The organism is Veillonella orientalis (assembly GCF_018406505.1).
GTDB classification, from domain to species: domain Bacteria; phylum Bacillota; class Negativicutes; order Veillonellales; family Veillonellaceae; genus Veillonella; species Veillonella nakazawae.
In genome coordinates this window covers 1,700,652-1,725,957 of the sequence record NZ_AP022322.1, presented here as the reverse complement: position 1 = coordinate 1,725,957, position 25,306 = coordinate 1,700,652, and the positions used below count along the sequence as shown (strand labels likewise).

Genomic DNA, 25,306 nt, shown 5'->3' with positions numbered 1-25,306 from the left:
TTAATCAATAGGAAGTTCTGTTTCGAAGACTTCCTCAGCAGGGCCAGTCATGAGCACCGTGCCATCCTCCAAGTATGAAATATGTAATGTTCCTAAATAAAGCTCTACATCTACTTCGCGACCAGTTAAGCCTTTTTCAAAGGACATAACAGCAGAAGCACAAGAGCCTGTACCACATGCTAAGGTAGCGCCGGCACCGCGTTCCCATGTGCGAACCTTGATGTGCTTATCATTTACTACCTCAATGTAGTTAACATTTGTATTGGATGGGAATGCATCGTGTTTTTCAATGATAGGACCTTGTGTCGTTACAGGCGCCTTTGTAATGTCATTGATATACACCTCTGTATGAGGCACGCCGAGTAATACGGAGCTTACTGTTACTGTTTCGCCGTTTACATCGAGGTCTACGTCGATAACCTTATCCATATTTACATCCATCGGAATGTCTTGGGCTGCAAAGAATGGTTTGCCCATGTCTACAGTAACTTGTGTGACTATACCATTTTCGATAGTTAAGGTAGGTTTCATTACACCGGCCAAGGTTTCGATGGTAAAAGTTTCTTTAGTAATTTCACCGTGTTCATAGGCATATTTGGCAAAGCATCGAATGGCGTTGCCGCACATTTCTGCTTCACTACCATCAGAGTTGATAATGCGCATGCGCACATCACAGGTTTTTGAAGGAACTAGAATGGCAAGACCATCAGCACCGATACCAGTACGACGATCGCAAAGGCGAATCGCCAAATCAGTATAGTCTTTGTTAGCACCTTGAGGGTCGGCAAAGAGGATGAAATCATTGCCAAGACCATGCATTTTAGTTAATTTCATAAAGTCTCCTATCAATAAGTAAGACTTTCACCATGAAGCCCGTGAAAGTCTCATATGTATATTATTATATATTCTATATTATTATATCATAAATGACCCTTAATTATGTGGTGGAACTTTATAAAATTATAGCGAAATAGACGAAAAATTAACCTTCTTTTAGTGCCGAGCTAAATTGATTGATGCGTCAAAAACAACCCATGTGGGATGCCGCTTAAGGCTGATAGATGTTGTCTAATTACTTTATTGTTTGTCAGAGAAATGATAGAATATATAGTAATGTAGTTTATCGTAATAGAAAGAGGAACACATATGCGAATTCAAGGGATTTCTGGATCTCGTGGCGTTGCAGTAGGCAATGTATATAGATATATTCAAGAGGAAATTGTCATTCCTGATTACACTGTAGCAGAGGATAAGGTAGAAGCGGAAATTGGTAAGTTCGCTTCTGCTATGGCAGCTACCTTAAAGCAATTAGATACAATTCGTCAAAAGGCGTTGAAAGACATGGGCCCTGAAGAGGCGGCGATTTTTGAAGCGCATATGCAAATCGCGCAAGACCCATCCTTGTCTGATGGTATTAAATCCCTTGTTGAGACTAGCCATACAAATGTGGTAGCGGCTACAGCTCAAACTATTGAAACCTTTGCGAATATCTTCCTCGGTATGGAAGATCCATATATGCGTGAACGCGGTGCAGATATCAAAGATATTGGTGATCGTTTGATGCGCAATATGTTAGGCATGAACCCTCGTGGTTTATCCCATATTTCTGGAGAGGTTATTTTGGTGGCTCATGATTTGGCACCATCTGATACAGCTTCTCTTGATAAAAATGTGGTAAAAGGCATTGTAACAGCTGCTGGTGGTCCTACATCTCATGCGGCTATCATGGCACGCACCTTGGAAGTCCCTGCCGTTATGGGCGTTGGTGATATTGAAGGCTTCGTAGATGGCGAGAAAGCAGTTGTACTTGGTACAGATGGTATTGTGGAAACAAATCCATCTGATGCGGATTGGACTGAATATACAAATCAAGCGGCTGCATACCAAGAGGAATTGAAACGGTTGCGCGAATCTGCCAATCTTGAAGCTAAGACTACTGATGGTCATCATGTAGAATTATTCGGTAACATCGGTAAGTCTAAAGATGCTAAACACGCTCTTACAATGGGCGCACAAGGCATCGGCTTATATCGTACAGAATTCTTGTACATGGAAAACGACGAGTTACCAACAGAAGATGTACAGTTTGAAGAATATAAAAAGGTTGCAGAAGATATGCAGGGCCAACCTGTTATTATCCGTACCATGGATATCGGTGGCGATAAAGAATTGAAATGTCTTGATTTGCCAAGTGAAATGAATCCATTCCTTGGTTATCGTGCGATTCGTATTTCCTTGAACCGTCCGGATATCTTCAAAGTACAATTGCGTGCGTTATTGCGTGCTAGTTCCTTTGGCGATATTCACATCATGTATCCAATGATTGCTTCCGTAGAAGAAGTGAAACAAGCGAATGCTATGCTCGAAGAATGTAAGGCAGAACTTACAGCAGAAGGCAAAGAATTCAACAAGGATATCAAGGTTGGTATTATGATCGAAGTGCCTGCGGCTGCTGTTATTTCTCCAATTTTGGCTAAATACGTAGACTTCTTCAGTATTGGTACAAATGATTTATGCCAATACACCTTGGCGGTAGACCGTATGAACGAGTCTATTGGTTCTTTATACCAACCATTGCATCCAGGTGTATTACGTCTTATCAAGCATGTTATCGATGCGAGCCATGAACAAGGTAAATTTACAGGCATGTGCGGTGAACTTGCTAGTGATCCTGTAGCCACAATGATTCTATTAGGCCTTGGCCTTGACGAATTCTCTATGACAGCGTCATCTATACCACTTATTAAGAAAATCTTGCGTTCCGTTTCTAAAGCAGAATGTGAAGAGGTGGCTAATAAAGCGCTTGCTATGGATACAGCTGAAGAAATTACAGAATATGCTAAATCTGTACTAGCCGAAAAAGGCTTATTATAATTCTGTATAGATTAAAGATAAATGTTAAGCGAATCAGTACATAGTAAATAACTTTTAATATACTTGAATTGAAATGCTTGAAATTGATACAATATATCTATTAGAACGTATGGGATAGGTACTACCTATCGAGATAGAAAGAGGTTATCATGAAAGAATTAACAGTAGAAATTACTAACGAATCTGGTTTACATGCTCGTCCTGCTACAGCTTTCACACAATTGGCTGCTAAATACGCTTCCAAAGTGACAATCGCTGCTAACGGTAAAACAGCTGATGCTAAATCTATTTTAACTGTATTGACTTTGGGCGCTACAAAAGGCACATCTGTTACATTGACAGCTGACGGTGCTGACGAAGATGACGCACTCGCTGCATTGAGCGAATTCTTAACAACTAACCACGACTAATACTTTGTGGTAATATAAAGGACTCTACGAATGTAGAGTCCTTTGTTGTTGATATATATTATATGTATATGTTTTATATATATGTTTTTGTATATGTTCTAAGTTTTGGTTGGTTTGATTAAATGGTACCTTTAATTTAATATGGCGAATTTACAAAACTATTAGCGTGTAGATTCAAAAAAAAGAAGAGGCGGTTTAGCCTCTTCTTTATTTTCCCATGTTTGCAAAGCGCTCTACAGCCTTTGTAAAGTCGCTAATGGTTTTTTCTACGTCACCGTGTTCGATACCATCTCGTACGCAGTGGTTGATATGCCCTTCAAGGACTACTTGACCTACTTTATGTAGTGCAGATTTTGCTGCATTAATTTGGCTCAACACATCTTCGCATGGAATGTCTTCTTCAATCATTCGATCAATAGCTTGCACTTGACCAAGGATTTTACGCAATCGACGATGTAGATTTTCTGAATCCATACATTGTTTCATAATACTCCTCCAATGGGCATGTTTTTATCATCTTTACTATTATACTCCATGTAAAGTTTATAATACAACTTAATAAGTATACCTAATATGAATAAAATCTGTATATGTAGATATACGCTTGGTTATAAATAGTAAGATTCTCTCTTTTATATTGTTAGAATTCTTTTCCTAACAGCTATAATAGCAAGGTCTATCCATATCTTCTTCTTGATTGATATGATACAATACATTTAATACACATTATAGTAGTATATGTATATAAGGCGTTGTAGATACTGTTAGTTCATAACTGTATGTATACTATGGTCCTTTATGAAATAGGTGAAAGCAATGAAAGTGTTTCGCTACCTTCGAAATCTAGTGGTGTTCGTGGTGGTCATCATATTGGCCATGTTTATATATGATGGATACCATAGCTTTCAAGGTACAAATCGTGAAAGTAAGGCTCACACAACTGTTGAAAAACGCATAGAACAAAGTGAAGACACCCTCAGTCGTACAGATCGTATCATACGAATATTTACATTTAAAGAAAAGGTAGAGGCGGCCCTTAATCAACGTGTTTCTAAAGAACACTGGGTGAAGGGTGATGTCATTCCAGAATATACAAAGAATGCACTTATCGCTATTGAGGATAAGCGGTACTATAAACATGGAGCTATTGATGTGCTCGGTATTATTCGCGCCTTTTATACCAATACTATAGCAGGCGAAACTGTAGAGGGGGGTAGTACTATTACACAACAAGTAGTAAAAAATCTCTTCCTTTCATCAAAACGCATCATGAGCCGTAAGGTGGAAGAAGCAATCCTTGCTAGTGAAATGGAACATTACTACTCAAAGGAAGAAATCCTTACCATGTATTTAAATACTGTATATTATGGTCATAATTACTACGGCATTTACGAAGCTGCGCATGGCTACTTTGGAACGAGCCCAAGCCGATTGACACTAGGGCAAAGTGCACTCCTTGCAGCACTACCTAATGCACCATCCTATTTAGATCCATATACAAACTATAAAGGAGCTAAGGCTAGACAAAAACTGGTGCTTGAACAAATGGTAGACCAAGGTATGATTACACAAGCGGAAGCGGACTATGCATACCAACAAGACTTGGAACTTGTGGATGAATAATTGAATATATTTTATAATCTCTGTTTGCTAATGAATAATTAATTGGCGAACAGAGATTTTTTTGCTACATTAGTAATAATAGATACATAAATTTAGAGAGAGTTTTGAGTATTAGGAGCATAATTATTGGATAATATTGAATTAAAGCAGTATGAGGAAGGCAATTTTTTATCTATTTATATTGGAGCAAAACCTATTATTAAGTTTGCTATGCTTCGATTAGAGAATTTTATATCCTATTATTTAAGAGGTCCTGGAGGATTAGATTATAAGTCTGACGCACTTGATATTGATTCCTATGCCCGTGAAATCTTTTATATTGAACAAACAGATGCTAATAAATTTGAAAACTGGATAGTTTACTACGATGATGAACATGATTGTATGACTGTAAGGCATTGTTTTTGGGATAAAGCGTTAGATAGAGAACAAATAATGACTGATGAGTCTTTGCGAGTTGCTGTTAGAGAGCAATACATTGTGGATTCAATCCCACATATTCAAAATGAGACCGTTATAGGCGTAAATGAAATAGATAAAAATAATATTTTAAATAGTATAAATGCTTTCGATACAGCGATATCTAAGATAAATATATTAAAGCTATTTAGCAATGTAGACTACAGTACAGGTGATTATAGAATTTCTAGGTCTTATGATTTAGATGTTCGTATTGAAGCGATTATTAATGAAGCTCAAAATGAGCTTTACTCGGTTATAGATGAAATTCAGTCTTTAATAGTTAATACTTTAAAAGCATCAATAAATACAACTACAGATTATAAGATAGCTTTAGATTACCAATTTTCACCTATTGATATTAAGTAAGCATAGATAGTACATCGTAAGAAATGAAGCTATATCTAGTATTAAATCACTGGATATAGCTTTTGTATTATATTAGTTCGGAATCGAAACATATTACTAAATTGGATAAAAATAATGCTTGCATTTATAATTATGCAGGTGTATACTATTTTCTGTCAGAAAGAGGGAATGACCGGTGAGCTAGATGCCACGGTGCTTTCACAATTATCTGATATAATATTGATTATATGAGTTTAAATACATAGTAAGTTTTTTATGAGGTGTTATCATGGGTAAAGCAAATAAAGTAGTACTCGCATATTCTGGTGGTTTAGACACATCCGTTATCATTCCTTGGTTAAAAGAAAATTATGGCGCTGAAGTTATCGCAGTGTGCGTAGACTTGGGCCAACCTGAGGATTATGATGCAGTTGAGAAAAAAGCAATCAAATCCGGTGCTTCTAAAGCGTACATCGTTGATGCTAAAGAAGAGTTCGTAAAAGATTATGTATGGCCAACAGTAAAAGCGGGTGCAGTTTATGAAGGTAAATATTTATTAGGTACATCCTTCGCTAGACCTTTAATCGGTAAAATCCTTGTAGATATTGCTAAAAAAGAAGGCGCTGATGCTATCGCTCACGGTGCGACTGGTAAAGGTAATGACCAAGTTCGTTTCGAACTTGCTATCAAAGCATTGGCTCCTAATATGAAAATCATCGCTCCTTGGAGAGAATGGGATTTGAAATCCAGAACAGACTGCATGGAATATGCAGCTAAACATGATATTCCAGTTGTAGCTACAAAATCTCATCCATATTCCATGGACCAAAACGTATGGCATTTGTCCCATGAAGGCGGCGATCTTGAAAATCCAGCAAATGCTCCTAAAGATGATGTGTACTTGGTAACACATACTCCTGAACAAGCTCCAGATGAAGCTGGTTATGTAACTGTATCCTTCAAAGATGGCGTACCTGTAGCAGTAGATGGCCAAGAAGGTACTCCTTTACAATTGTTAGAAAAACTCAATGAAATCGGTGCACACTATGGCGTAGGCGTTGTGGATATCGTTGAAAATAGACTAGTAGGCATGAAATCCCGTGGCGTTTATGAAAACCCGGGTGGATCCATCATCATGTATGCTCACAGAGAACTTGAATACCTTTGCCTCGACAGAGCTACATACCACTACAAAGAACTCATTGCTAACAAATACGCTGAACTTGTATACGATGGCATGTGGTTCGCACCATTGATGAACGCTTTGCAAGCATTCGTTGATGAAACTCAAAAAACTGTAACTGGTGAAGTAAAACTTAAATTGTACAAAGGCAACATTATCTCTGCTGGTGCAACTTCTCCATACTCCTTGTACAGCGAAGATTTCGTAACATTCGAAGAAGATGATGTATACAACCAAGCTGATGCGGCTGGTTTCATCAACTTGTTCGGTTTACCTCTTAAAATTAATGCATTAATGAAAGAAAAGGCAGGTAAATAATGGCTAAATTGTGGGGCGGGCGTTTCACAAAAGGCACTGATAAAGCGGTAGAGGATTTTACATCCTCTATCGCTTTTGATGCGCGGATGTACGCCGAAGATATTGCAGGCAGTAAAGCACATGCTACAATGCTGGCAAAACAAAATATTATCTCCGACGCAGATCGGGACGCTATTGTTGAGGGCTTAACAAAGATTAAAGGCCAAATCGATAAAGGAGAGTTCCCATTCTCCGTGGCTCTTGAAGATATTCATATGAATATTGAAAAACGCTTAACTGATGAGATTGGCGAAGCAGGTGGCCGCTTACATACCGGCCGTAGCCGTAATGACCAATGCGCAGTAGATTTGCACATGTACGTGCGTAAAGCCGTAGTAGAAATGGGCGAGCTTATTGTAGATATGCAAAAAGCTCTCATAGAAACGGCTGAAAAATACAGCGATGTTATCATGCCTGGCTATACGCATTTACAACGGGCTCAACCTGTATTGTTTGGTCATCATATGATGGCGTACTTCTCTATGCTAGAGCGCGACTTTGACCGTTTGTTGATGGTCTTCAAACACGCAGACATCATGCCACTTGGTGCAGGGGCCTTAGCTGGTTCTACGTACGGTATTGATCAAACCTATACGCAAAAGCTACTCGGCTTCTCTCGTATTTACGAAAATAGTATGGATGCCGTATCCGACCGTGACTATGTAGTTGAATTCTTGTCCTTTGCATCTCTTGTGATGATGCACTTGAGCCGTCTTAGCGAAGAATTGATTTTGTGGTCTACCAATGAGTTTAACTTCATTGAACTCGATGATGCTCATTGCACAGGCTCTAGCATTATGCCACAAAAGAAAAATCCTGACGTATGTGAACTTGTTCGTGGTAAAACAGGTCGTACCTATGGCCACTTGTTAGGTTTATTAACTACATTAAAAGGCTTGCCACTTACATATAATAAAGATATGCAAGAGGATAAAGAGGGTATTTTTGATGCTATCGATACAGTACACTTTGCATTGTCCATTAATGCGGCTATGGTCCGTGGTATGAAGGTCAATGGGGCGCATATGAAAGCTGTCCTCGATGATGACTTCTCTAATGCTACAGATATGGCCGATTACCTTGCGAAAAAAGGTGTTCCATTCCGTGAAGCTCATGAAATCGTAGGTAATGCTGTACATCATTGCATTGAAAAAGGTTGCGTATTGCTTGATTTATCCGTTGACGACTTCAAAGCTATCTCTGATCACTTCGATGCAGATATCCTTGATGCCATTTCCATCGAAGCTTGCATAGCTGGCCGTAATAACTATTCTGGTACTGCTCCAGAATGTGTGGAAAGACAACGGAACAATGGTAAAGCTGTTATCGCCGGAGAAGAAAAACAAATTGCTCAGTGGAAAGCAATTGTTGAATCTGTGCAAGCATAACTGCTTTAGTAAGCCTAATGTTTTGATTTAGGGCCACATACTGTACAAGAGTAACATTCAGAGTAATCGTTACATGTGACATTGAAAATTTAAGATCGATATACATATAAGTCTTATGTTAAAGTGCTTTATATTAACCTTTAAGCTTATGTGTATATCGATTTTTTTATTTGAATGATAGATAATTTCTAGAAAAGAGGTATTCTAATTGATAAATTACTATTAAAATGGTGTAAATTTGTGTACGTATACAGTGGACTGTGCAAAAACAATAGTCTTGTACTACGACACTATAACCATGATAGATAGTAAAAATCACATATATACACAGAATAAAATGGGGTAAAAACATACCCTGTCATTGTTAAAATGAGTTCTGTTCGTTTTAGATGATAAATTAACTATAATTTATTCAATTCGTGTAATAATGCTTGTCCGCCAATAAAGTACTTTCATTTTGGGTTCATAGGTGTTATTATTTAATTCGTAATAAGAATAACAACGGTAAATTCACATTCAAGCCCATCACAGCACGAACTGAATTTACTTAGCGGTATATTATATTTAAGTGAATTATGGACGAGAAAAAATTCACCTTTCGAAAGGGGATTGATACATGAAAACCACCGCTAAAAAAATGTCTGTATTCCAGCTAACCACAATGGTAGCAGCCAATATGCTAGGAGCTGGGATCATTATGTTACCAACTAATTTGGCTCAAGTTGGTACTATTTCAGTTTTATCTTGGCTCGTAACAGCTGTGGGTGCGCTTCTGTTAGCGTATATTTTTGCTCAAGCGGGTATGTTCTCTCAGATTAGAGGGGGCATGGGCGGTTATGCAGAACACCGCTTCGGTAAAACTGGACATTTTATGGCGAGCTATGCTTACAGCATATCTCTCATCATTGCTAATATCGCCATCGCGGTGTCTGCCGTAGGTTATGGCGCAGCTTTCTTTGGTGTTGACCTTAATGCAACACAAACAAGCCAAGTAACAATTGTACTTTTGTGGTTTGCAGCGATTTTGAACTTCCGTGGTAATCGCTTCACAGGTCGACTCAGCAACATGACTATTTGGGGCTCTATTGTGCCGGTTTTATTAATTGGTACAATCGGCTGGTATTGGTTTGACCCGTCTATTTATTGGGCGGCTTGGAACCCAAATGATCTTCCGTTTTACGATGCAGTAAAACAATCCATTTCCCTCACTTTGTGGGGCTTCCTAGGATTTGAGTCCGCAGCGGCTAATGCTGATGCTGTTGAGAATCCAAAGAAAAACGTACCTATCGCAACTGTGGCAGGTACATTAGCAGTGGCAGTGGTTTACATCTTGTCCACAAACGTTATGGCCGGTATCGTGCCTAACATCGACTTATTAAATTCTAACGCACCATTCGGTTTGACATTCGTATACATGTTCAATGATACAATTGCAAACATCGTGATGGCTGCAATGGTTATTTCTTGCTTTGGCGCTTTGCTTTGCTGGCAATTCACATTGTCTCGCGTATTTAAAAGCGCAGCGGAACATGGTTACTTCCCTAAAGTATTCGCTCGTGTAAATAGTAATGATGCTCCTGTTCGTGGCGTATTCATTCTACTCGCTGTTGAAACATTACTTACATTGTTCACTGCAAGTGATTCCTTGCGTGAGCAATTTGAAGTATTGGTCAACTTAGCGGTTGTAACTAACGTAGTACCATATGTATTGTGCATCTTAGCTGTACCTACAATGATGCGTATGGCTGGCGTAGCTGAAAGCCGTATTAAACGCTACAATTACGTATTTGGTGCAGGCGTTGTGTATTGCTTATATGCTATCTATGCATGTGGCTTTGATGCCATGGTAGGTAGTGCAGTGGCAGTAAGCATTGGTCTTGTAATCTATGTTTTGCGTAAAGCGTGGGCTACACGCAAAGCGCACCGCTTACAACAAAGTATCGATTAATTAAATAACTCTCGTCTTATAAGAGGTTGTTACTTAGTAACAGCCTCTTTTTGGTATATTAATCAAACTTATTAATTATGATTTTATTAATTATAAATAATTGATAGTTACTAAAGTGATTAAGAGTTTTTTCGGTATGTATAAAAAAAATTCATGAGAAAATTACCATTATAATAATAATTAATATATATACAGTTGGATACAGTTAATACGGAAAAAATCATATATATAAAGTGATTTGTATGGGTTTATACATAAATAGAGACTTGTTCAGTAATCGATAATTTTTATTAGTATAAAAATTATATTGATTTTACTAAATATAATGATACCCCTAAGGGGTATATGTATTGTAAACATAATATTAATATAGTATATTTATAATCGATAAAAATGAATAAACTAATGAGTGTCGGTATTACCGAGCGTAAAAGAGGAAAATGGGTGGAAATCCCATACTATGCAAATAGCTGTAATGAGGAGCAAGGTTTCATTATAGGGTCACTGGGAAACTGGGAAGGCCGAAATGTTGCGATGAATCATGAGTCAGAAAGCCTGCTCTAGTTAGCATGGTATGTATATACCGTGTTTAATTTAGGTTAGTCAGGTGGATTAACCTTTTTTGTCGTTTTCCTATATGCACCTCTGCTATATCGGGAGGATAAGTATATTAGTTGTTCATTTAGATTATTGTAGTATTTAGAGAGTATAGGAGGAGGCGCCTATGGGCAAACGCTTTGCTAAACAGCTAGGTCAATTCATTGTTACACTGTTTGGCATTACTTTTTTAACATTTTGTCTCACTTATTTAGCACCAGGCGATCCAGTAACGATGTTACTAGAAACGGCAGATACAATTGTATCTCAAGAGCTAATTGATGAAACGCGTGCGCAACTCGGCTTAGATAAACCGTTCTTAGTACAATATGCTAATTGGGTTGTAAATGCTGCACAAGGTGATTTGGGCATGAGTTACTCTGCTAAAAAGCCTGTTGTAGATCGTATGTTGGAGGCTTTGCCAGGGACAGTTATGCTAGCAGGTACAGCATTAGTATTTACATTGCTCTATGCATTGCCGGCAGGGATTATAAGCGCCTTAAATCGAAACAAATGGATCGACTATCTGTTGCGCGTTGCTTCCTTTGTAGGCGTGTCTATGCCATCATTCTGGTTAGGCCTTGTACTGATTTATATCTTTGGCCTTAAATTAGGACTTGTTCCTATTGCATCTTCTCGTGTAACTCCTATCGGTGTAATTCTACCAGCCGTTACATTAGCTGTTGTAGTCGGGTCCAAGTACATGCGCCAAGTTCGTCTCGTTATTCTTGAAGAAATGCAAAAGGATTATGTTATCGGCGCACGTGCTCGTGGTGTGAGTGAGATGAAAATTTTATTCGGTCATATTTTGCCTAATGCAGTATTACCACTTATCACTATACTGGGCGTTGTTATCGGTTGGTTATTAGGCGGTGTTGCAGTTATTGAAATGGTATTCTCTTGGCCTGGCTTAGGGAACATGGCAGTTTACGCTATTACCATGCGCGACTATCCATTGATCGAAGGTTTTGTGTTGTGGGTTGCCTTAGCATATATGTGTATTAATGCATTAGTTGATGCGTCATATATCTTGTTAGACCCTAGATTAAAAAGGGAGAGAGCATAATGGCAGAATTTATTCAAAAACATAAACTGTTCTCTTTCTACAGTACATTGATGATTATTGTTGTACTCATTGCTATTTTTGCACCATGGCTTGCTCCGGGTGATGCTTTTAGCTCAAATCTGAGTCAAGCATTACAAGCGCCAAGTAGTCAACATTGGTTTGGTACAGATAAGCTTGGTCGTGATGTATTGTCTCGCATCATTTATGGTACACAGTTATCCTTGTTTATGGGTGTCAGTATCGTTGTTATCATGGTAAGCATTGGTACTATTATCGGTGCCGTAGCTGGTTATTTCGGTGGTAAAATCGAAATGGTCCTCATGCGTCTTGCAGATATTATGTTATCCTTCCCAGGCGTTGTGTTAGCCATTGCCATTGCTGGTATTTTGGGTGGTAGCATTGTGAATACGATTATAGCGCTATCTGTAGTTGGTTGGGCAAAATATGCTCGTCTTGTACGGTCTATGACGTTGAAAGTTCGCGGTGAAGAGTATGTAACGGCTGCTGTCATGATGGGGGCCTCTACAACGACTATTCTAAGACGTCATATCATTCCCAATATCCTTCCTCTTGTTGTTACAACAGGTGCACTAGATATTGGGGCTATTATGATTGAGGTTGCTGGTCTTTCCTTCCTTGGATTTGGTGCTCAACCACCAACACCAGAATGGGGTCTTATGCTTAACGAAGGTCGCCAATATTTGCAAACGAGCCCTTGGCTCATGGCATTCCCTGGTATGTCCATCCTTATCGTAGTTGCTATCTTTAACCTTTGGTCTGATTCCTTACGGGACGTAGTGGATCCTAAGAACCAAGGTTAGTTACGTGTGATGCTTATTTATAGGTTGTGTTGTGAAAGTTGTTATATAAATAGGCGGTAATAAGGTTTTTCCATTATGACTATTGTAGATTGTAGTGGTCATGATGTGTATGTTTTATGTTTATATGTAATGGTACAAGGAGATTTTACATGAAAAAATCTTGGAAAAAAGCCCTCTTAGCAGGTCTTAGCGTTGTAATGATGGGTTCCTTCATTGCTGGTTGCGGCTCTGATAATAATGGTGCTGCTAATAAGGATGTTTTAAAAGTTGGTGTAACTAACTTCGCATCCACATTAGAACCTACAGAAAACTTCTTCGCATGGGTTGTTATGCGCTATGGTGTAGGCGAAACATTGGCTAAGTTTGACGAACAAATGAAACCTCAACCATGGATTGCATCTAAATGGGAAGTATCCCCAGACCATAAAACGTGGACTTTCACAATCAATGATAAGGTGAAATTCTCTAATGGTAAAAAAGTTGATGCTGCAGCAGTTAAAGCATCTATCGAACGGGCTTTTGAAAAATCCAATCGTGCAAAAACATTCTTCGAATATGACTCTATGGAAGCTAATGGTCAACAATTGGTAATTCATACAACAAAAGAATATCCTAATATGCCTGGCCTTTTAGCGGATCCGTTGTTCCTAATCGTTGATGTACAATCTGAAAAAGATGGCCGTAACTTTGCTAAAGAAGGTCCTATTGGTACAGGTCCATACGTAGTTAAATCTTTCACAAAAGAACGTGCTGAGATGGCTGCTAACGAAAACTATTGGGATGGTACAGTACCATTTAAAACTGTAGAAATTCCTTCCATCGATGATCCTAATACGCGCGCTATGAGCTTACAGTCTGGTGACGTAGATATGGCGGTTAACATCGGTGCTGGTGAAATGGGCTTATTCCAAAATAACGATAAGTTCAAGGTTGATGAAATCGCATCTCTTCGCGTAGTATTGGCTCGTATTAACCAAAAAGGTATTCTTGGTGATGACAAAGTTCGTGCAGCTGTTATTTCCGCAACAGATCGTAAAAACTATGCCGATGTATTGCTAAAAGGCACATTCATTCCTGGTTCCGCACCAATTCCACCATCCATGGACTATGGCTTCAAAGATTTGAAAGATCCTAATGCGTATAACCCTGAACGTTCTAAACAATTATTAGCAGAAGATGGTTGGAAAGATACTGATGGGGACGGCATCCTTGATAAAGATGGCAAACCATTAACATTTGACTTCGTAGTATATAACTCTCGTGCAGAATTACCACTTTATGCAGAAGCTGTTCAAGCAGACCTTAAAAAAGTGGGTATCGACATGAAAATCAAAACAGTTGACTATAACTTGATTGATAAAATGGGTCAAGATGGCGACTATGATATGCTTATTTCCAATATCGTAACTGCTAATACAGGCGATCCAATCTGGTTCTTAGCTAACTACTGGCATACTAATGACAATGGTTCCAACCCTCAAAACGGTTCTGGTTACTCCAATCCACAAGTTGACCAATTGTTAGATGCTGCTGAAACTGAATTCGATCCTGCAAAACGTCGTGACTATGCAATTCAAATTCAACAATTATTGATGAATGATGGTGCTGCATTGTTCTTAGGCTACCCTAAAACTAATATCATTACTGGTTCTTACTTGAAAGGTGCTGTCATGTACCCAAGTGACTACTACTGGATTACTAACAAAATTACAAAATAATAAGGAGCTATAATGGCAGAAAACATACTAACTGTAGAGAACCTTAGCATCGCGTACCAAGGTGTGCCTGCTGTTATGGATGTAAACTTTACCTTGGAACGCGGTAAGGTATTGACTATTGTAGGGGAATCCGGATCCGGTAAAACTACCGTGATCCGGGCCCTCATGGGTTTATTGCCTGTAGGTGGTGAGGTCACAGATGGTACAATGCTCTTTAATGGTCAAGACCTTCGCACCCTATCTAAGTCAGAGTGGAGAGCTATACGTGGTAAAGATATGGCCATGATTTTCCAAGATAGTGGTAGTGCTTTAGACCCAATAGTTCGCATTGGTAAACAGTTTAGAGAATTATTCAAATCTCATATAGAAATTACCAATGATGAATGTGATCGACGAGCAATTGAGTTATTAGAATCTGTTTCTCTTCCTAATGGAGCAGATATATTGCGCCGTTATCCTCATGAGTTATCCGGTGGTCAACGCCAACGTGTGGGTATTGCTATGGCATTAGCAATGGATCCTGCGTTATTAATTGGTGATGAACCTACATCTGCTTTAGATGTAACAACACAATCACAAGTTGTTATGCAAATGCTAGAACTTGCTAAAGAGCATAATTCGGCTATCGTAATGGTTACGCATAACCTTGGTGTAGCGGCCTATATGTCCGACTATATCATTGTTATGAAAAAGGGTCGTGTTGTTGATGCTGGCACACCGCAAGATATTTTGGAAAACCCATCTAATGAATATACGAAGCAATTAAAAGATGCTGTACCAACATTGGAAGGAGGTCGTTACATTGACTAATTACGCTGTAGAATTAAAAAATGTATGTAAACGATTCCCACTTCCTACTGGTGGTGAGCTCGAAGCGTGTAAGAGTATTAATATCACCTTAGAAAAAGGTGAGTCCCTTGGGATTGTAGGGGAATCTGGCTCTGGTAAAACGACTTTGGTTCGTATGATTATGAAGATGCTGCCTATCACAGAAGGCGAGATTTATATAGATGGTGTAGAGATTCAACATATGAACTCTGAGCAAACGAAAGAATACCGCAAGAAAATTCAGATGGTATTCCAAGATCCATCTGCAGCTTTCAATCCGCGTATGAAGGTAAAGGATATTATCCTTGAACCGTTATACAATTTTGGGCTTCTTGAAAAAGGAAAAGAAGAACAAATCGCAGGTGACTATCTTGAAATGGTAGACCTACCTCGCGAGTTCATGCATCGTTATCCTCATGAAATGTCTGGTGGTCAACGTCAACGTGTAGCTATTGCTCGTGCCATTGTACTAGAACCAGAAATTCTTGTTCTAGATGAGGCAACAAGTGCTCTAGACGTGTCTGTACAAGACTCCATCGCCTATTTACTAGCGCGTTTACAAAAGAAGAAAAATTTAACATATCTATTTATCGCTCATGATATTGCGTTCATTCGTACTATGTGCCACAAGGTGGTCGTCATGTATAAAGGTGCTATCGTTGAAGAGCTAGACGCATTCCATTTAGCCGATGCTAAACATCCTTATACAAAGGTTCTATTGAGCTCTATCTTTGAAATTGGTAAAGATCATAAGCCGCTTACCTTAGAAGAAGCTGGGAAAGCGTAAAGTTAGATTATATAAAATAGCAGTTAGCCATTTGGTTAACTGCTATTTTTATATTATCTATTATTCATTATGCGGATAATTTTTGCTTCTACATAAATATATCGAAAATTTTCTCAAAAATGATTGTGTTAACATTAAATATATAGTATAGTTGACTAAGCAATATACCCCTATGGGTATAATTAAAATATGCTCATATGAAATGATATACATATACATATACTTATAGAGAAAGGTTAGGTGTGTGAATGAAAGGATTACGTAAGGCATTACTGATTGGTATGATGCTGGGTGTTACGGTCCTTGGTACTGTAGGCTGTATGAATCAATTATCCAATTCATCTAATGATGTATTAAAGGTAGGGGCTATTAGCTTTGCAGGTACATTAGAACCAACAGAAAACTATTTTAGCTGGGCCGTTGTACGATATGGTGTAGGGGAAACTCTAATAAAATTTGATGATCACATGAATGCTAAACCCTGGTTAGCATCCTCTTGGAAACAAAGTGATGATAAGCTGACTTGGACTTTCACCATCAACGATAAGGTTAAGTTCTCTAACGGTAATGCTCTTACTGCTGAGGCCGTAAAGGCGTCTTTGGAACGAACCTTTGCGAAGAGTAAACGGGCAAAAACATTCTTTAATTACACTGAAATGACGGCTAATGGTCAAGAGCTCACAATTAAGACCGATAAGCCTTATTATAATTTGCCAAACTTGTTGGGGGATCCATTGTTCCTTGTTATGGATGTAACTGCTGAGGCAAATGGTCGTGATATTGCGAAGGAAGGTCCTATTGGTACTGGTCCTTATGTAGTGACATCATTTACAAAAGAGCGTGCTGAGCTAGCACGGAATGATAACTACTGGGATGGCAAGCCAGGCTTTGCTAAGGTTGAAATTCCATCTATTAACGATGCCAATACACGAGCTATGGCATTGCAAGCGGGTGATGTAGATATGGCCGTTAGCATTGGACCTGGCGAATATGGTATCTTCCAAAACGATAAGAAATTTACTATTTATGAAGAATCATCCTTACGTGATGTATTCGTTCGGATGAGCCAAAAAGGCAAGCTTAAGAATGCTAATCTTCGAGCGGCCCTCATTGCCGGAGCGAATCGTGAGTCCTATGCAAAGAACCTTATGAAGGATACCTTTATTGCCGGCAAGGCTCCATTGCCACCGTCCATTGATTATGGATTCAATCAATTGCGGGATCCTAATAAATATAATGTTGAACGTGCTAAAGAATTACTTAAACGTGAAGGTTATATTGATACAAATGGTGATGGGATTGTAGATAAAGAAGGTGAAAACCTAGTGCTTGATTTCTATGCCTATACATCTCGTCCTGAATTGCCATTATATGCAGAGGCATTACAAGCGGACTACAAAAAAATCGGTGTAGATTTACAAATTAAAATCATAGACTATGCTGTGATTGATACATTGGCGCAATCTGGGGATTACGATATGCTCATCTCTAGTGTAGTTACTGCTAATACTGGCCAACCTGTATGGTTCTTGAAACAATACTGGGGGACCGGTGCTGAGGCAAATGGTTCTGGATTCTCCAATCCACGTTTCGATGAATTGTTAGCTCTTGGTGAAAGTGCCAACGATCCATTAGTGCGTCGTAATGCGTTGATCAATGCACAACAATTGATGCTAGATGATTCGATAGCACTCTTCCTTGGATATCCTAAGATTAATATTGTAGGGAATAACAATATCGATGGTATTAAGATATCTCCATCTGAATACTATATCATTACAAAAGACTTAAAACGGAAATAATTTTATTATATAAACCTATAGTAATGAAACTTGTTAATATAATTTAAAGTAGTTGTAGACATATCAAAAGAGGACTAGCCACGGCTAGTCCTCTTTTTGTAGTTAGTTATTTTTTCTTTTGATCTGTTGCATCAAGCTCTGCCATATTTACAACATTTGCTTTACCAACCATTTTGTTATATTTTATGAATAGTTGTGTATATGCTTCGCCATAGGAAGAATTGATGATGATATAGTTGCGAGCCTCTGCAACAAATTCTTTTACAGAATCTTGATACTCGCGAACTGCATTTTGTGTTTCTGATGTTGTACCAGGTTGTAATTTGTTGATGCGTTGCGTGATTTGTTGCAAGTTTGCTTCAACCTTTTGGGTATCCGTATTTCCATCTGGATCGATAAGATCGATTGTTTGGGCAGTCATGAGATTTAACTCGATGAAGTTAACTGCATTTTCACGTTTTTCACCTTGATATTCAGTCATGCGTTCTGTATAGAGCTCATTATTACGATTATCTAAGGCTAAATCTAAAGCGTTGTATGTAGCGTAGAATTGTTCAGCTAGAGGTACATACTGTGCCGCTAACTCATCGCTACCTTTGAAATTATCTTTTTCAAAACGACGTTCTACATAGTAGGCTTGCAATTGATCCGCAACAGGAATCAATTGATCTAGCACTGCTAATACATCATTAGTTGATTGGTTTACATCTTCGTATGGAGTAGGGCTATCTTGCTTTGCAGCCTCTAATGCTGTTTTAAGATCTTTGTATTTAGGTAATGTAATCGTCGTGTTATGGGACCCATTACGTAACTCTTCAAGAGTTGGTTGTAATTGATTTGCATAGGCTACACTGTACGCGTTATATGAGTCTAATGCGACGATATAAGGTCGGATAGCGTTGATCTTGTCGTCAACGGTTGATCGATATAAAATTGTCGTTGTATTGGATGACAAGAGTGTATACACCCCGTAGATCCCACCACCGATAATAGCGACGCCAAGTATAACGGCTGCTATTAACTTGATGTACCCCTTTTTCAACTGCGCACGCTCCTTGAAAATACACTAACTCTTTTTGGATCCGTTTGGGCGGACTACGCCCCTAAGAGTAATTAGTTATATTATATCATAAACTTACGTCCCAAAAAAGACGTATAGAACGGAGAATCATAAGGAATAGATGAAATTATTCGATATGAACATATATTAATATTTATAATTCGCTATTTATAGATGAATATACTCTGTGAAAGTTAAATTAGTATATTTCTTAATACCTTTGATATAATTTACATATATATGATTGGAGGGGATTCTAATGAGCACGGATAAGGTTTATAACTCCATTGAAGAAGTATTAGATATAGCTGAATCTGCAGAGGGTAAAACGGTTGGTGAGTTTGATATAAATAATCGCCTGGATAGTAGGGGAAACAAGGGCGGTATTGGTCAGGTTTTAGAAGAAGGCTTATTTAAAATGGCTGTTAATAGCAGAGCAGAAGCAGACTTTGTTGATTTAGGTTTGGAGCTAAAAGTTACTGCTATAAAAGAAAATAAAAAGAATGACTTCTCTGCAAAAGAACGGTTAGTTTTAAATATTATTAACTATGAAGAGGATTATAAAGACTCTTTTGAAGAATCATCATTTTGGCAAAAAAATAAGAAGTTACTAATTATTTTCTACTTATATAAAGATGAAATAGATAAAAAGGATTTTCCTATCATAAAGTCGGTTTTACATAATTTTGATCCTGTGGATTTAGAAATTATAAAACAGGATTGGCAAACTATTATAGATAAGATTAAAGCTGGTGAGGCCCATAATATTTCGGAGGGAGATACGATGTATTTGGCTGCCTGTACTAAAGGGGCTAATGCTAAGTCCATAAGAAAACAACCATTTTCTAATATACCAGCTAAACAACGTGCCTTTTCTCTTAAAAGTTCTTACATGTCTGCCTTTGCTCGCCGTGTTATTGATAGACAATTAATACCATCACTCTTTAATGTTGATGAACTTAAAAGTAAGACTACATTACAATTATTACAAGAACGATTCGCTCCATATATTGGTAAACGAGTATCTGAAATTGCAAAACTCGTAGATATTCCAGTAACAAAAAATAAGGCTTTTAATGCCAATCTTATTAGTGCGGTTTTGGGTGTAAAAGGGACCAAGTTAGAATCACTTAGAGAGTTTAGTAAAGCAAATATTAAGTTTAAAACCATACGGCTTGAGCCTACTGGAATTCCAAAGGAACACATGTCCTTTGAACAAATAGACTTTCATCGTTGGGTTAACGATGCATGGGAAGACTCTCAGCTTTATGAAAAATTTGAGTATACAAAATATCTATTTGTAGTATTTCAATATGATGAGACTGAGAAGGAAAATAAAAATAGAGAACCTTACTTAAAAGGAATTATGCTGTGGAATATGCCAGAGGTTGTAATTGAGCATGAGCTCAAAGAACTTTGGAAAACAACAAAAGCTATTTTGGAAGAAGGGGTTCAACTTACTCCTGTACGTAATGGTGTGTCAAATAATTTACCAGGTGCTAGCTTTAATGGGATTTGTCATATTCGACCTAAGGCTAGAGATGGAAAGGATCAAGTAGAATTACCAGATGGACAATATATAACAAAACAATGCTACTGGTTAAATAGAGAATACATAGCAGAGATTGTGAAAGATATATAGTAGAAGATCAATTTGATCTTGATCTTTTATGGAAATTCTGCTATAATAGTGATCTATAAAGGTGATTGATTAAGGGGTAAAGTAATGAAAATATTCTCCATGTTTGATGGTGTTGGAGGGTTTATAGTAGGCTTAGAAAATTCATCTAAAGAAGTTTTTCAAACGCTATATTCAAACCAATATGAGCCATCTCGTAAGACACAAGATGCCTATGAAGTAGGTTTATATAGATTTCCTGATATGGAACATATCCCAACAGATGTAGCCTTAATTCCTAATGAAAAGTTTGAGGAAATGAAAGCCAATGGTGTAGATATGATTGTTGGGGGATTTCCATGCCAAGATTATTCTGTTGCAAGAAGCAAAAAGAATGAGTTAGGTATTGAAGGTAAAAAAGGGGTTCTTTTCTGGGAAATTATTCGTGCTACAGAGGTCATTAAACCTAAGTATTTAGTGTTAGAAAATGTTGACCGCTTGTTGAAAGCGCCGTCTAACCAACGTGGTCGTGATTTTGCAATTATGTTAGCCGCTTTTAACCAATTGGGCTATTCTGTTGAGTGGCGTGTTATTAATGCTGCTGACTATGGTCGTGCTCAACGGAGACGTCGTGTGTTCTTCTTTGTATTTAGAAATGACACAAAGTGGGGAAAAAGATTACATACTAGATATGAAGCTACATTATCTGTTGATGCTGACATAAAAGCTCGTCTAGATTGTTATGCACCTTATATCTTCAATGATGGGCTCTTTGGTCGTCAATTCCCAGTTAAGAATGAAGCTGTAAAAAAACGTATTAATGCTAATAAGCTTGATGAAGATATTGCTGAAGTTTCTGCAAACTTTTCAGATGGTAAAATGTGGAACTCTGGCCTCATGACAAACGGATATTATTATACGATTGAAACTGAACCCAAAGGTGATGAAGCACCAATACCAATGAAAGAGATTGTGGTTTCACCTAATCAAGTGCCGAAAGAGTATTATATTGACGGTGAAAAATTAGAGAAGTTTAAATATCTTCGTGGGCCTAAGAAAATTACACGGACTGCAGCAAACGGACATACTTATACCTTCTCTGAAGGTGGTATGAGTGAATATGACTCTCTTGAACTACCAGGTCGGACAATGCTTACATCTGAAGGCAGTGTTAATCGATCTACACATCTTTTGAAAATTGATGGTAAATATCGACTTATTACCCCAATCGAAGCTGAACGGTTACAAGATTTTCCTGATGACTGGACACGTTATAAACGTAATACAAAAGGTGAAGTTGTAGAAGTTTCTGATCGCATGCGTATGTTCTTCATGGGTAATGCACTTGTGACCGGTATTGTAAAACGTATTGGTGATGAACTACAAAAAATTGATAAGTGAAAACTTATAAGTATATATAACAAAAACGGCTCTTTAGGGCCGTTTTTTGTTGACCTAATTTCTTTGCTCTTAGAAATAACTTTCACTATACCAAAATAAATTGTATATCCTGTTGTACTCGTATATAATAATATTATCAGATTTGTATTTTTCGATATAATTAAAAGAAAGGAGTACATATGTCAAATTTCATCACTCCTAAAGAGTTATTAGCTTGTCTCGACGAGGTTATCATCTTAGATGCTCGTGGTTATCAAGATTATCAAAAAGGTCATATTAAAGGCTCTTATGCGGTGGATTTAAATAAGGATTTAACAGGTCCTTTGGGCGAGCATGGCGGTCGTCATCCATTGCCGGATATGGAGCGGTTGGCTCATACTTTTGAGTCTTACGGGATCACTCGTGATTCCAAGGTTGTTGTATATGACTCTTGGCTTTTCTTGGCGGGACGTTTATGGTGGACGTTGCGCTACCTGGGTTTAACGGATGTACGCGTATTGTCTGGCGGTGTTGAACGTTGGATTAAGGAAGGTCATGTTCTAACTAAAGAACCAACTCCATTACCTGCAGAACCGTCTGTTTTCAACTATGAATTACAAACGCATATGGTTATGAGTCGTGATGAGGTTCTCAAGGCTAGTGAAACGGGTGACCATGTTATCATCGATGCTCGTGCGCCGTTCCGCTACGATGGGTCTCAAGTAGATACGATGGATGGCATGACTGGTCACATTCCTGGTGCTGTTAATCATTTTTATGAAAGTGGTTATACCGTAGATGGTCCTAAGTCTGTAAAAGATTTAGAAGCCGAGTACTATAATGAAATCTACCAAAATAGACCTGTTGTGACTTACTGTGGCTCAGGAGTAACCGCTTGTAATGCGATGTTAACTATGAGCGAAGTAGGGCTTGAATCGGCTTTATATGTTGGTAGCTCTAGTGATTGGGTAACCTATGACGGTTTCCCACTTAAGACTGGTGTAGAAACATTACGATAATACAGGAGGGCAAATGAAAATTTTAAAACATCTACTAACCCTTGTTGCGTTTGGTTATTTGTGTTATCACATCTATACCTTCGGGCCCGGCATGTTTAATGTTACGGTGTTGGTAATTCTTGTTTTATCTTCCATAGCTAATTATTTCCGTGAAAAACGTGAAAGTGATCTTAAAGCAAACGAAAACGCTCGAAAGACTCGTGCGGAAGCAAGACATGCAAAGAAACATAAACAATAGTAATGTACAATTTTCTGGCTAAACTGTATAACATACTATAATTGCTAGCATAAATAAGAATCTTTTTGAAATATAAGGAAATTGTTGAAATAGAGGCTTTCACAAACTATATTAGTATGTAAAAGCACTATTAGAATAAGGAGTAAGCATTGAAATTAATTTCTTGGAATGTAAACGGCCTTCGTGCGGCTGTAACAAAAGGATTTATGGAATCCTTTAACGAACTGGATGCAGATATTTTCTGTTTACAAGAAACAAAATTGCAACCTGATCAAATTTCTTTGGAATTGCCAGGTTATGAGCAATATTGGAATAGTGCTGTGAAAAAAGGCTATAGTGGTACGGCTGTATTCACGCGCATTAAACCGTTGTCCGTAACTAATGGTATCGGCATTGAAGAACACGATCAAGAGGGCCGTGTTATTACTGCTGAATATGACAATTTCTATTTAGTATGCTGCTATACGCCAAATAGCCAACGTGAATTGGCTCGTCTTGAGTACCGCATGACTTGGGAAGATGCATTCCGCAACTATTTGCTTGAATTAGATAAGAAAAAACCAGTTATTCTTTGTGGTGACCTTAACGTGGCTCACCAAGAAATCGACCTTAAAAATCCTAAGACAAATCGTAAAAATGCAGGCTTCTCCGACGAAGAACGTGCAAAAATGACCGAACTGTTAGGTGCTGGTTTTACAGATACATTCCGTCACCTGTATCCAGATGCAATCGAGGAATATAGCTGGTGGTCTTATATGGGCAAGGCTCGTGAACGAAACACGGGATGGAGAATTGACTATTTCATCACCTCTAAACGTCTTGACGACAAAATTCAAGAAGCTAAAATTCACCAACAAATCTTTGGCTCTGATCACTGCCCAGTAGAATTAGATATCGATTTATAATATATTGAAAGTATAATCTACAGCCTCATCTTAGGATGGGGCTGTTGTAATAGGTGAAAGGAGACCTTATGGCTCAAAAACAAAAGGCTGTTGTCCTATTCAGCGGTGGTGTAGATAGTACTACATGTTTAGCGCTAGCTATTGAAAGATTTGGCAAAGACAATGTAGTGCCGTTATCCATTCAATATGGTCAAAAACATAGTAAAGAACTAGAGGCTGCTGCATCTATTCTCGCTTATTATGGAGTTGAAGGTAAAACGATGGATGTCACTAAATTGTTTGCTTTCAGCAATTGCTCTTTATTGACCCAATCCACAGAGGAAATACCTCAAGGTTCATACAAGGAACAACAAGAAGCAGAAGGGGAAGGTACGGTTAGCACCTATGTGCCATTTAGAAATGGTCTATTCCTATCTGCAGCGGCTTCCTTAGCCTTATCTCTAGACTGTGGATATATCTACTATGGTGCTCATAGCGATGATGCGGCTGGTAACGCATACCCAGACTGTACAGAACACTTCTATAAATCCATGGGTGATGCTATCTTCGAAGGATCCGGCAAAGAATGCTCCTTAGAAGCACCATTCATAAACCATAACAAAGCAGACGTCGTAAAAGAAGGCCTACGACTCGGCGTACCATACCACCTAACATGGTCCTGCTACGAAGGCGGCGACAAACCATGCGGCCACTGCGGTACCTGCATCGACAGAGCCGAAGCATTCCGCGCCAACGGCGTTGAAGACCCAGCACAATAATAGAATTTCTCTATACCCACCAAAACTGGATTATATTAGTAGCCGCCTTTTAGGCGCTACTTTACTAGATATTCTTATAGATAAGATAGTATATTGAAGATTAGGTGGACTTATATGTC

At 38.3% G+C, this 25,306-nt stretch carries 22 protein-coding genes and 1 riboswitch; of the genes, 19 read left to right on the top strand and 3 right to left on the bottom strand.

Annotation, left to right across the window (positions count from 1 at the left end; all coding sequences use genetic code 11):
- On the bottom strand, positions 1–834 hold the full coding sequence (dapF, locus tag VEIS1202513_RS07995; protein WP_213467239.1) for a diaminopimelate epimerase: 834 nt from the start codon (positions 832–834) through the stop codon (positions 1–3).
- A gap of 312 nt (positions 835–1,146) precedes the next feature.
- On the opposite strand from dapF, the gene ptsP reads away from it, so the two are divergent.
- A complete protein-coding gene (gene ptsP, locus VEIS1202513_RS07990; RefSeq protein WP_213467238.1) occupies positions 1,147–2,874 on the top strand; it encodes a phosphoenolpyruvate--protein phosphotransferase in 1,728 nt (575 codons plus the stop codon).
- A 149-nt stretch (positions 2,875–3,023) separates the two neighbouring features.
- The gene (locus VEIS1202513_RS07985) at positions 3,024–3,284 is read left to right on the top strand and encodes an HPr family phosphocarrier protein (protein WP_009352491.1); all 261 of its coding nucleotides are present in this window, start codon (positions 3,024–3,026) and stop codon (positions 3,282–3,284) included.
- 207 nt (positions 3,285–3,491) lie between these two features.
- Here VEIS1202513_RS07985 and VEIS1202513_RS07980 read toward each other — a convergent pair whose 3' ends face one another.
- Complete coding sequence (locus tag VEIS1202513_RS07980) at positions 3,492–3,770, bottom strand: metal-sensing transcriptional repressor (protein WP_004695033.1); 279 nt, start codon at positions 3,768–3,770, stop codon at positions 3,492–3,494.
- A 330-nt stretch (positions 3,771–4,100) separates the two neighbouring features.
- On the opposite strand from VEIS1202513_RS07980, the gene VEIS1202513_RS07975 reads away from it, so the two are divergent.
- The 11 genes from VEIS1202513_RS07975 to VEIS1202513_RS07925 all read left to right on the top strand — a co-directional run bounded on the left by VEIS1202513_RS07975 (position 4,101) and on the right by VEIS1202513_RS07925 (position 18,209).
- On the top strand, positions 4,101–4,907 hold the full coding sequence (locus VEIS1202513_RS07975) for a transglycosylase domain-containing protein (protein ID WP_156719561.1): 807 nt from the start codon (positions 4,101–4,103) through the stop codon (positions 4,905–4,907).
- Between the two features lie 126 nt (positions 4,908–5,033).
- Positions 5,034–5,735, top strand: coding sequence for a hypothetical protein (locus VEIS1202513_RS07970; protein WP_213467237.1), 702 nt, complete (start codon positions 5,034–5,036; stop codon positions 5,733–5,735).
- 268 nt (positions 5,736–6,003) lie between these two features.
- Complete coding sequence (locus tag VEIS1202513_RS07965; RefSeq protein WP_005381291.1) at positions 6,004–7,215, top strand: argininosuccinate synthase; 1,212 nt, start codon at positions 6,004–6,006, stop codon at positions 7,213–7,215.
- The gene (gene argH, locus VEIS1202513_RS07960; RefSeq protein WP_213467236.1) at positions 7,215–8,642 is read left to right on the top strand and encodes an argininosuccinate lyase; all 1,428 of its coding nucleotides are present in this window, start codon (positions 7,215–7,217) and stop codon (positions 8,640–8,642) included. Before VEIS1202513_RS07965 ends, argH begins: the two co-directional genes overlap by 1 nt.
- A gap of 616 nt (positions 8,643–9,258) precedes the next feature.
- Positions 9,259–10,590 (top strand): putrescine-ornithine antiporter, encoded by a 1,332-nt coding sequence (gene potE, locus VEIS1202513_RS07955; RefSeq protein WP_178885542.1) that lies wholly within the window; start codon positions 9,259–9,261, stop codon positions 10,588–10,590.
- Positions 10,591–10,982: 392 nt separating this feature from the next.
- Positions 10,983–11,167, top strand: a riboswitch (cobalamin riboswitch).
- 147 nt (positions 11,168–11,314) lie between these two features.
- Positions 11,315–12,253 carry a nickel ABC transporter permease gene (nikB, locus tag VEIS1202513_RS07950; RefSeq protein WP_024064676.1) on the top strand — a complete coding sequence of 313 codons (939 nt, stop codon included), beginning with the start codon at positions 11,315–11,317 and terminating at the stop codon, positions 12,251–12,253.
- Positions 12,253–13,074, top strand: coding sequence for a nickel transporter permease (nikC, locus tag VEIS1202513_RS07945; RefSeq protein WP_005385374.1), 822 nt, complete (start codon positions 12,253–12,255; stop codon positions 13,072–13,074). Before nikB ends, nikC begins: the two co-directional genes overlap by 1 nt.
- 149 nt (positions 13,075–13,223) lie before the next feature.
- Positions 13,224–14,792: an ABC transporter substrate-binding protein gene (locus VEIS1202513_RS07940; protein WP_213467235.1), complete on the top strand. Its 1,569-nt coding sequence runs from the start codon at positions 13,224–13,226 to the stop codon at positions 14,790–14,792.
- A gap of 12 nt (positions 14,793–14,804) precedes the next feature.
- On the top strand, positions 14,805–15,602 hold the full coding sequence (locus VEIS1202513_RS07935) for an ABC transporter ATP-binding protein (RefSeq protein WP_077707644.1): 798 nt from the start codon (positions 14,805–14,807) through the stop codon (positions 15,600–15,602).
- Positions 15,595–16,407: an ABC transporter ATP-binding protein gene (locus tag VEIS1202513_RS07930; protein ID WP_213467234.1), complete on the top strand. Its 813-nt coding sequence runs from the start codon at positions 15,595–15,597 to the stop codon at positions 16,405–16,407. The genes VEIS1202513_RS07935 and VEIS1202513_RS07930 overlap by 8 nt, the downstream gene beginning before the upstream one ends.
- A 248-nt stretch (positions 16,408–16,655) precedes the next feature.
- Positions 16,656–18,209 (top strand): ABC transporter substrate-binding protein, encoded by a 1,554-nt coding sequence (locus VEIS1202513_RS07925; protein WP_213467233.1) that lies wholly within the window; start codon positions 16,656–16,658, stop codon positions 18,207–18,209.
- Positions 18,210–18,315: 106 nt separating this feature from the next.
- Here the strand turns inward: VEIS1202513_RS07925 and VEIS1202513_RS07920 are convergent, their stop codons facing one another.
- Complete coding sequence (locus VEIS1202513_RS07920; protein WP_119208969.1) at positions 18,316–19,251, bottom strand: DUF3829 domain-containing protein; 936 nt, start codon at positions 19,249–19,251, stop codon at positions 18,316–18,318.
- 277 nt (positions 19,252–19,528) lie between these two features.
- Here VEIS1202513_RS07920 and VEIS1202513_RS07915 point away from each other — a divergent pair, with 277 nt between their 5' ends.
- The 6 genes from VEIS1202513_RS07915 to queC all read left to right on the top strand — a co-directional run bounded on the left by VEIS1202513_RS07915 (position 19,529) and on the right by queC (position 25,187).
- Positions 19,529–20,911: a Sau3AI family type II restriction endonuclease gene (locus VEIS1202513_RS07915; RefSeq protein ID WP_213467232.1), complete on the top strand. Its 1,383-nt coding sequence runs from the start codon at positions 19,529–19,531 to the stop codon at positions 20,909–20,911.
- Between the two features lie 84 nt (positions 20,912–20,995).
- Positions 20,996–22,288 (top strand): DNA (cytosine-5-)-methyltransferase, encoded by a 1,293-nt coding sequence (gene dcm, locus VEIS1202513_RS07910; protein ID WP_213467231.1) that lies wholly within the window; start codon positions 20,996–20,998, stop codon positions 22,286–22,288.
- A gap of 179 nt (positions 22,289–22,467) precedes the next feature.
- Positions 22,468–23,286, top strand: a complete 819-nt coding sequence (locus tag VEIS1202513_RS07905; protein ID WP_213467230.1) for a sulfurtransferase — start codon at positions 22,468–22,470, stop codon at positions 23,284–23,286.
- A gap of 91 nt (positions 23,287–23,377) precedes the next feature.
- Complete coding sequence (locus VEIS1202513_RS07900) at positions 23,378–23,524, top strand: hypothetical protein (RefSeq protein ID WP_244856236.1); 147 nt, start codon at positions 23,378–23,380, stop codon at positions 23,522–23,524.
- A gap of 149 nt (positions 23,525–23,673) precedes the next feature.
- The gene (locus tag VEIS1202513_RS07895; protein WP_054748264.1) at positions 23,674–24,429 is read left to right on the top strand and encodes an exodeoxyribonuclease III; all 756 of its coding nucleotides are present in this window, start codon (positions 23,674–23,676) and stop codon (positions 24,427–24,429) included.
- A 68-nt stretch (positions 24,430–24,497) separates the two neighbouring features.
- Positions 24,498–25,187, top strand: coding sequence for a 7-cyano-7-deazaguanine synthase QueC (gene queC / locus VEIS1202513_RS07890; protein WP_213467228.1), 690 nt, complete (start codon positions 24,498–24,500; stop codon positions 25,185–25,187).
- The last annotated feature ends 119 nt before the right edge of the window (positions 25,188–25,306 follow it).

Bases quoted from the DNA above. Each gene is read 5' to 3' on its own strand.
- dapF (WP_213467239.1), bottom strand. From the start codon at position 834: ATGAAATTAACTAAAATGCATGGTCTTGGCAATGATTTCATCCTCTTT.
- ptsP (WP_213467238.1), top strand. From the start codon at position 1,147: ATGCGAATTCAAGGGATTTCTGGATCTCGTGGCGTTGCAGTAGGCAAT.
- VEIS1202513_RS07985 (WP_009352491.1), top strand. From the start codon at position 3,024: ATGAAAGAATTAACAGTAGAAATTACTAACGAATCTGGTTTACATGCT.
- VEIS1202513_RS07980 (WP_004695033.1), bottom strand. From the start codon at position 3,770: ATGAAACAATGTATGGATTCAGAAAATCTACATCGTCGATTGCGTAAA.
- VEIS1202513_RS07975 (WP_156719561.1), top strand. From the start codon at position 4,101: ATGAAAGTGTTTCGCTACCTTCGAAATCTAGTGGTGTTCGTGGTGGTC.
- VEIS1202513_RS07965 (WP_005381291.1), top strand. From the start codon at position 6,004: ATGGGTAAAGCAAATAAAGTAGTACTCGCATATTCTGGTGGTTTAGAC.
- argH (WP_213467236.1), top strand. From the start codon at position 7,215: ATGGCTAAATTGTGGGGCGGGCGTTTCACAAAAGGCACTGATAAAGCG.
- potE (WP_178885542.1), top strand. From the start codon at position 9,259: ATGAAAACCACCGCTAAAAAAATGTCTGTATTCCAGCTAACCACAATG.
- nikB (WP_024064676.1), top strand. From the start codon at position 11,315: ATGGGCAAACGCTTTGCTAAACAGCTAGGTCAATTCATTGTTACACTG.
- nikC (WP_005385374.1), top strand. From the start codon at position 12,253: ATGGCAGAATTTATTCAAAAACATAAACTGTTCTCTTTCTACAGTACA.
- VEIS1202513_RS07940 (WP_213467235.1), top strand. From the start codon at position 13,224: ATGAAAAAATCTTGGAAAAAAGCCCTCTTAGCAGGTCTTAGCGTTGTA.
- VEIS1202513_RS07935 (WP_077707644.1), top strand. From the start codon at position 14,805: ATGGCAGAAAACATACTAACTGTAGAGAACCTTAGCATCGCGTACCAA.
- VEIS1202513_RS07925 (WP_213467233.1), top strand. From the start codon at position 16,656: ATGAAAGGATTACGTAAGGCATTACTGATTGGTATGATGCTGGGTGTT.
- VEIS1202513_RS07915 (WP_213467232.1), top strand. From the start codon at position 19,529: ATGAGCACGGATAAGGTTTATAACTCCATTGAAGAAGTATTAGATATA.
- dcm (WP_213467231.1), top strand. From the start codon at position 20,996: ATGAAAATATTCTCCATGTTTGATGGTGTTGGAGGGTTTATAGTAGGC.
- VEIS1202513_RS07905 (WP_213467230.1), top strand. From the start codon at position 22,468: ATGTCAAATTTCATCACTCCTAAAGAGTTATTAGCTTGTCTCGACGAG.
- VEIS1202513_RS07900 (WP_244856236.1), top strand. From the start codon at position 23,378: ATGTTTAATGTTACGGTGTTGGTAATTCTTGTTTTATCTTCCATAGCT.
- queC (WP_213467228.1), top strand. From the start codon at position 24,498: ATGGCTCAAAAACAAAAGGCTGTTGTCCTATTCAGCGGTGGTGTAGAT.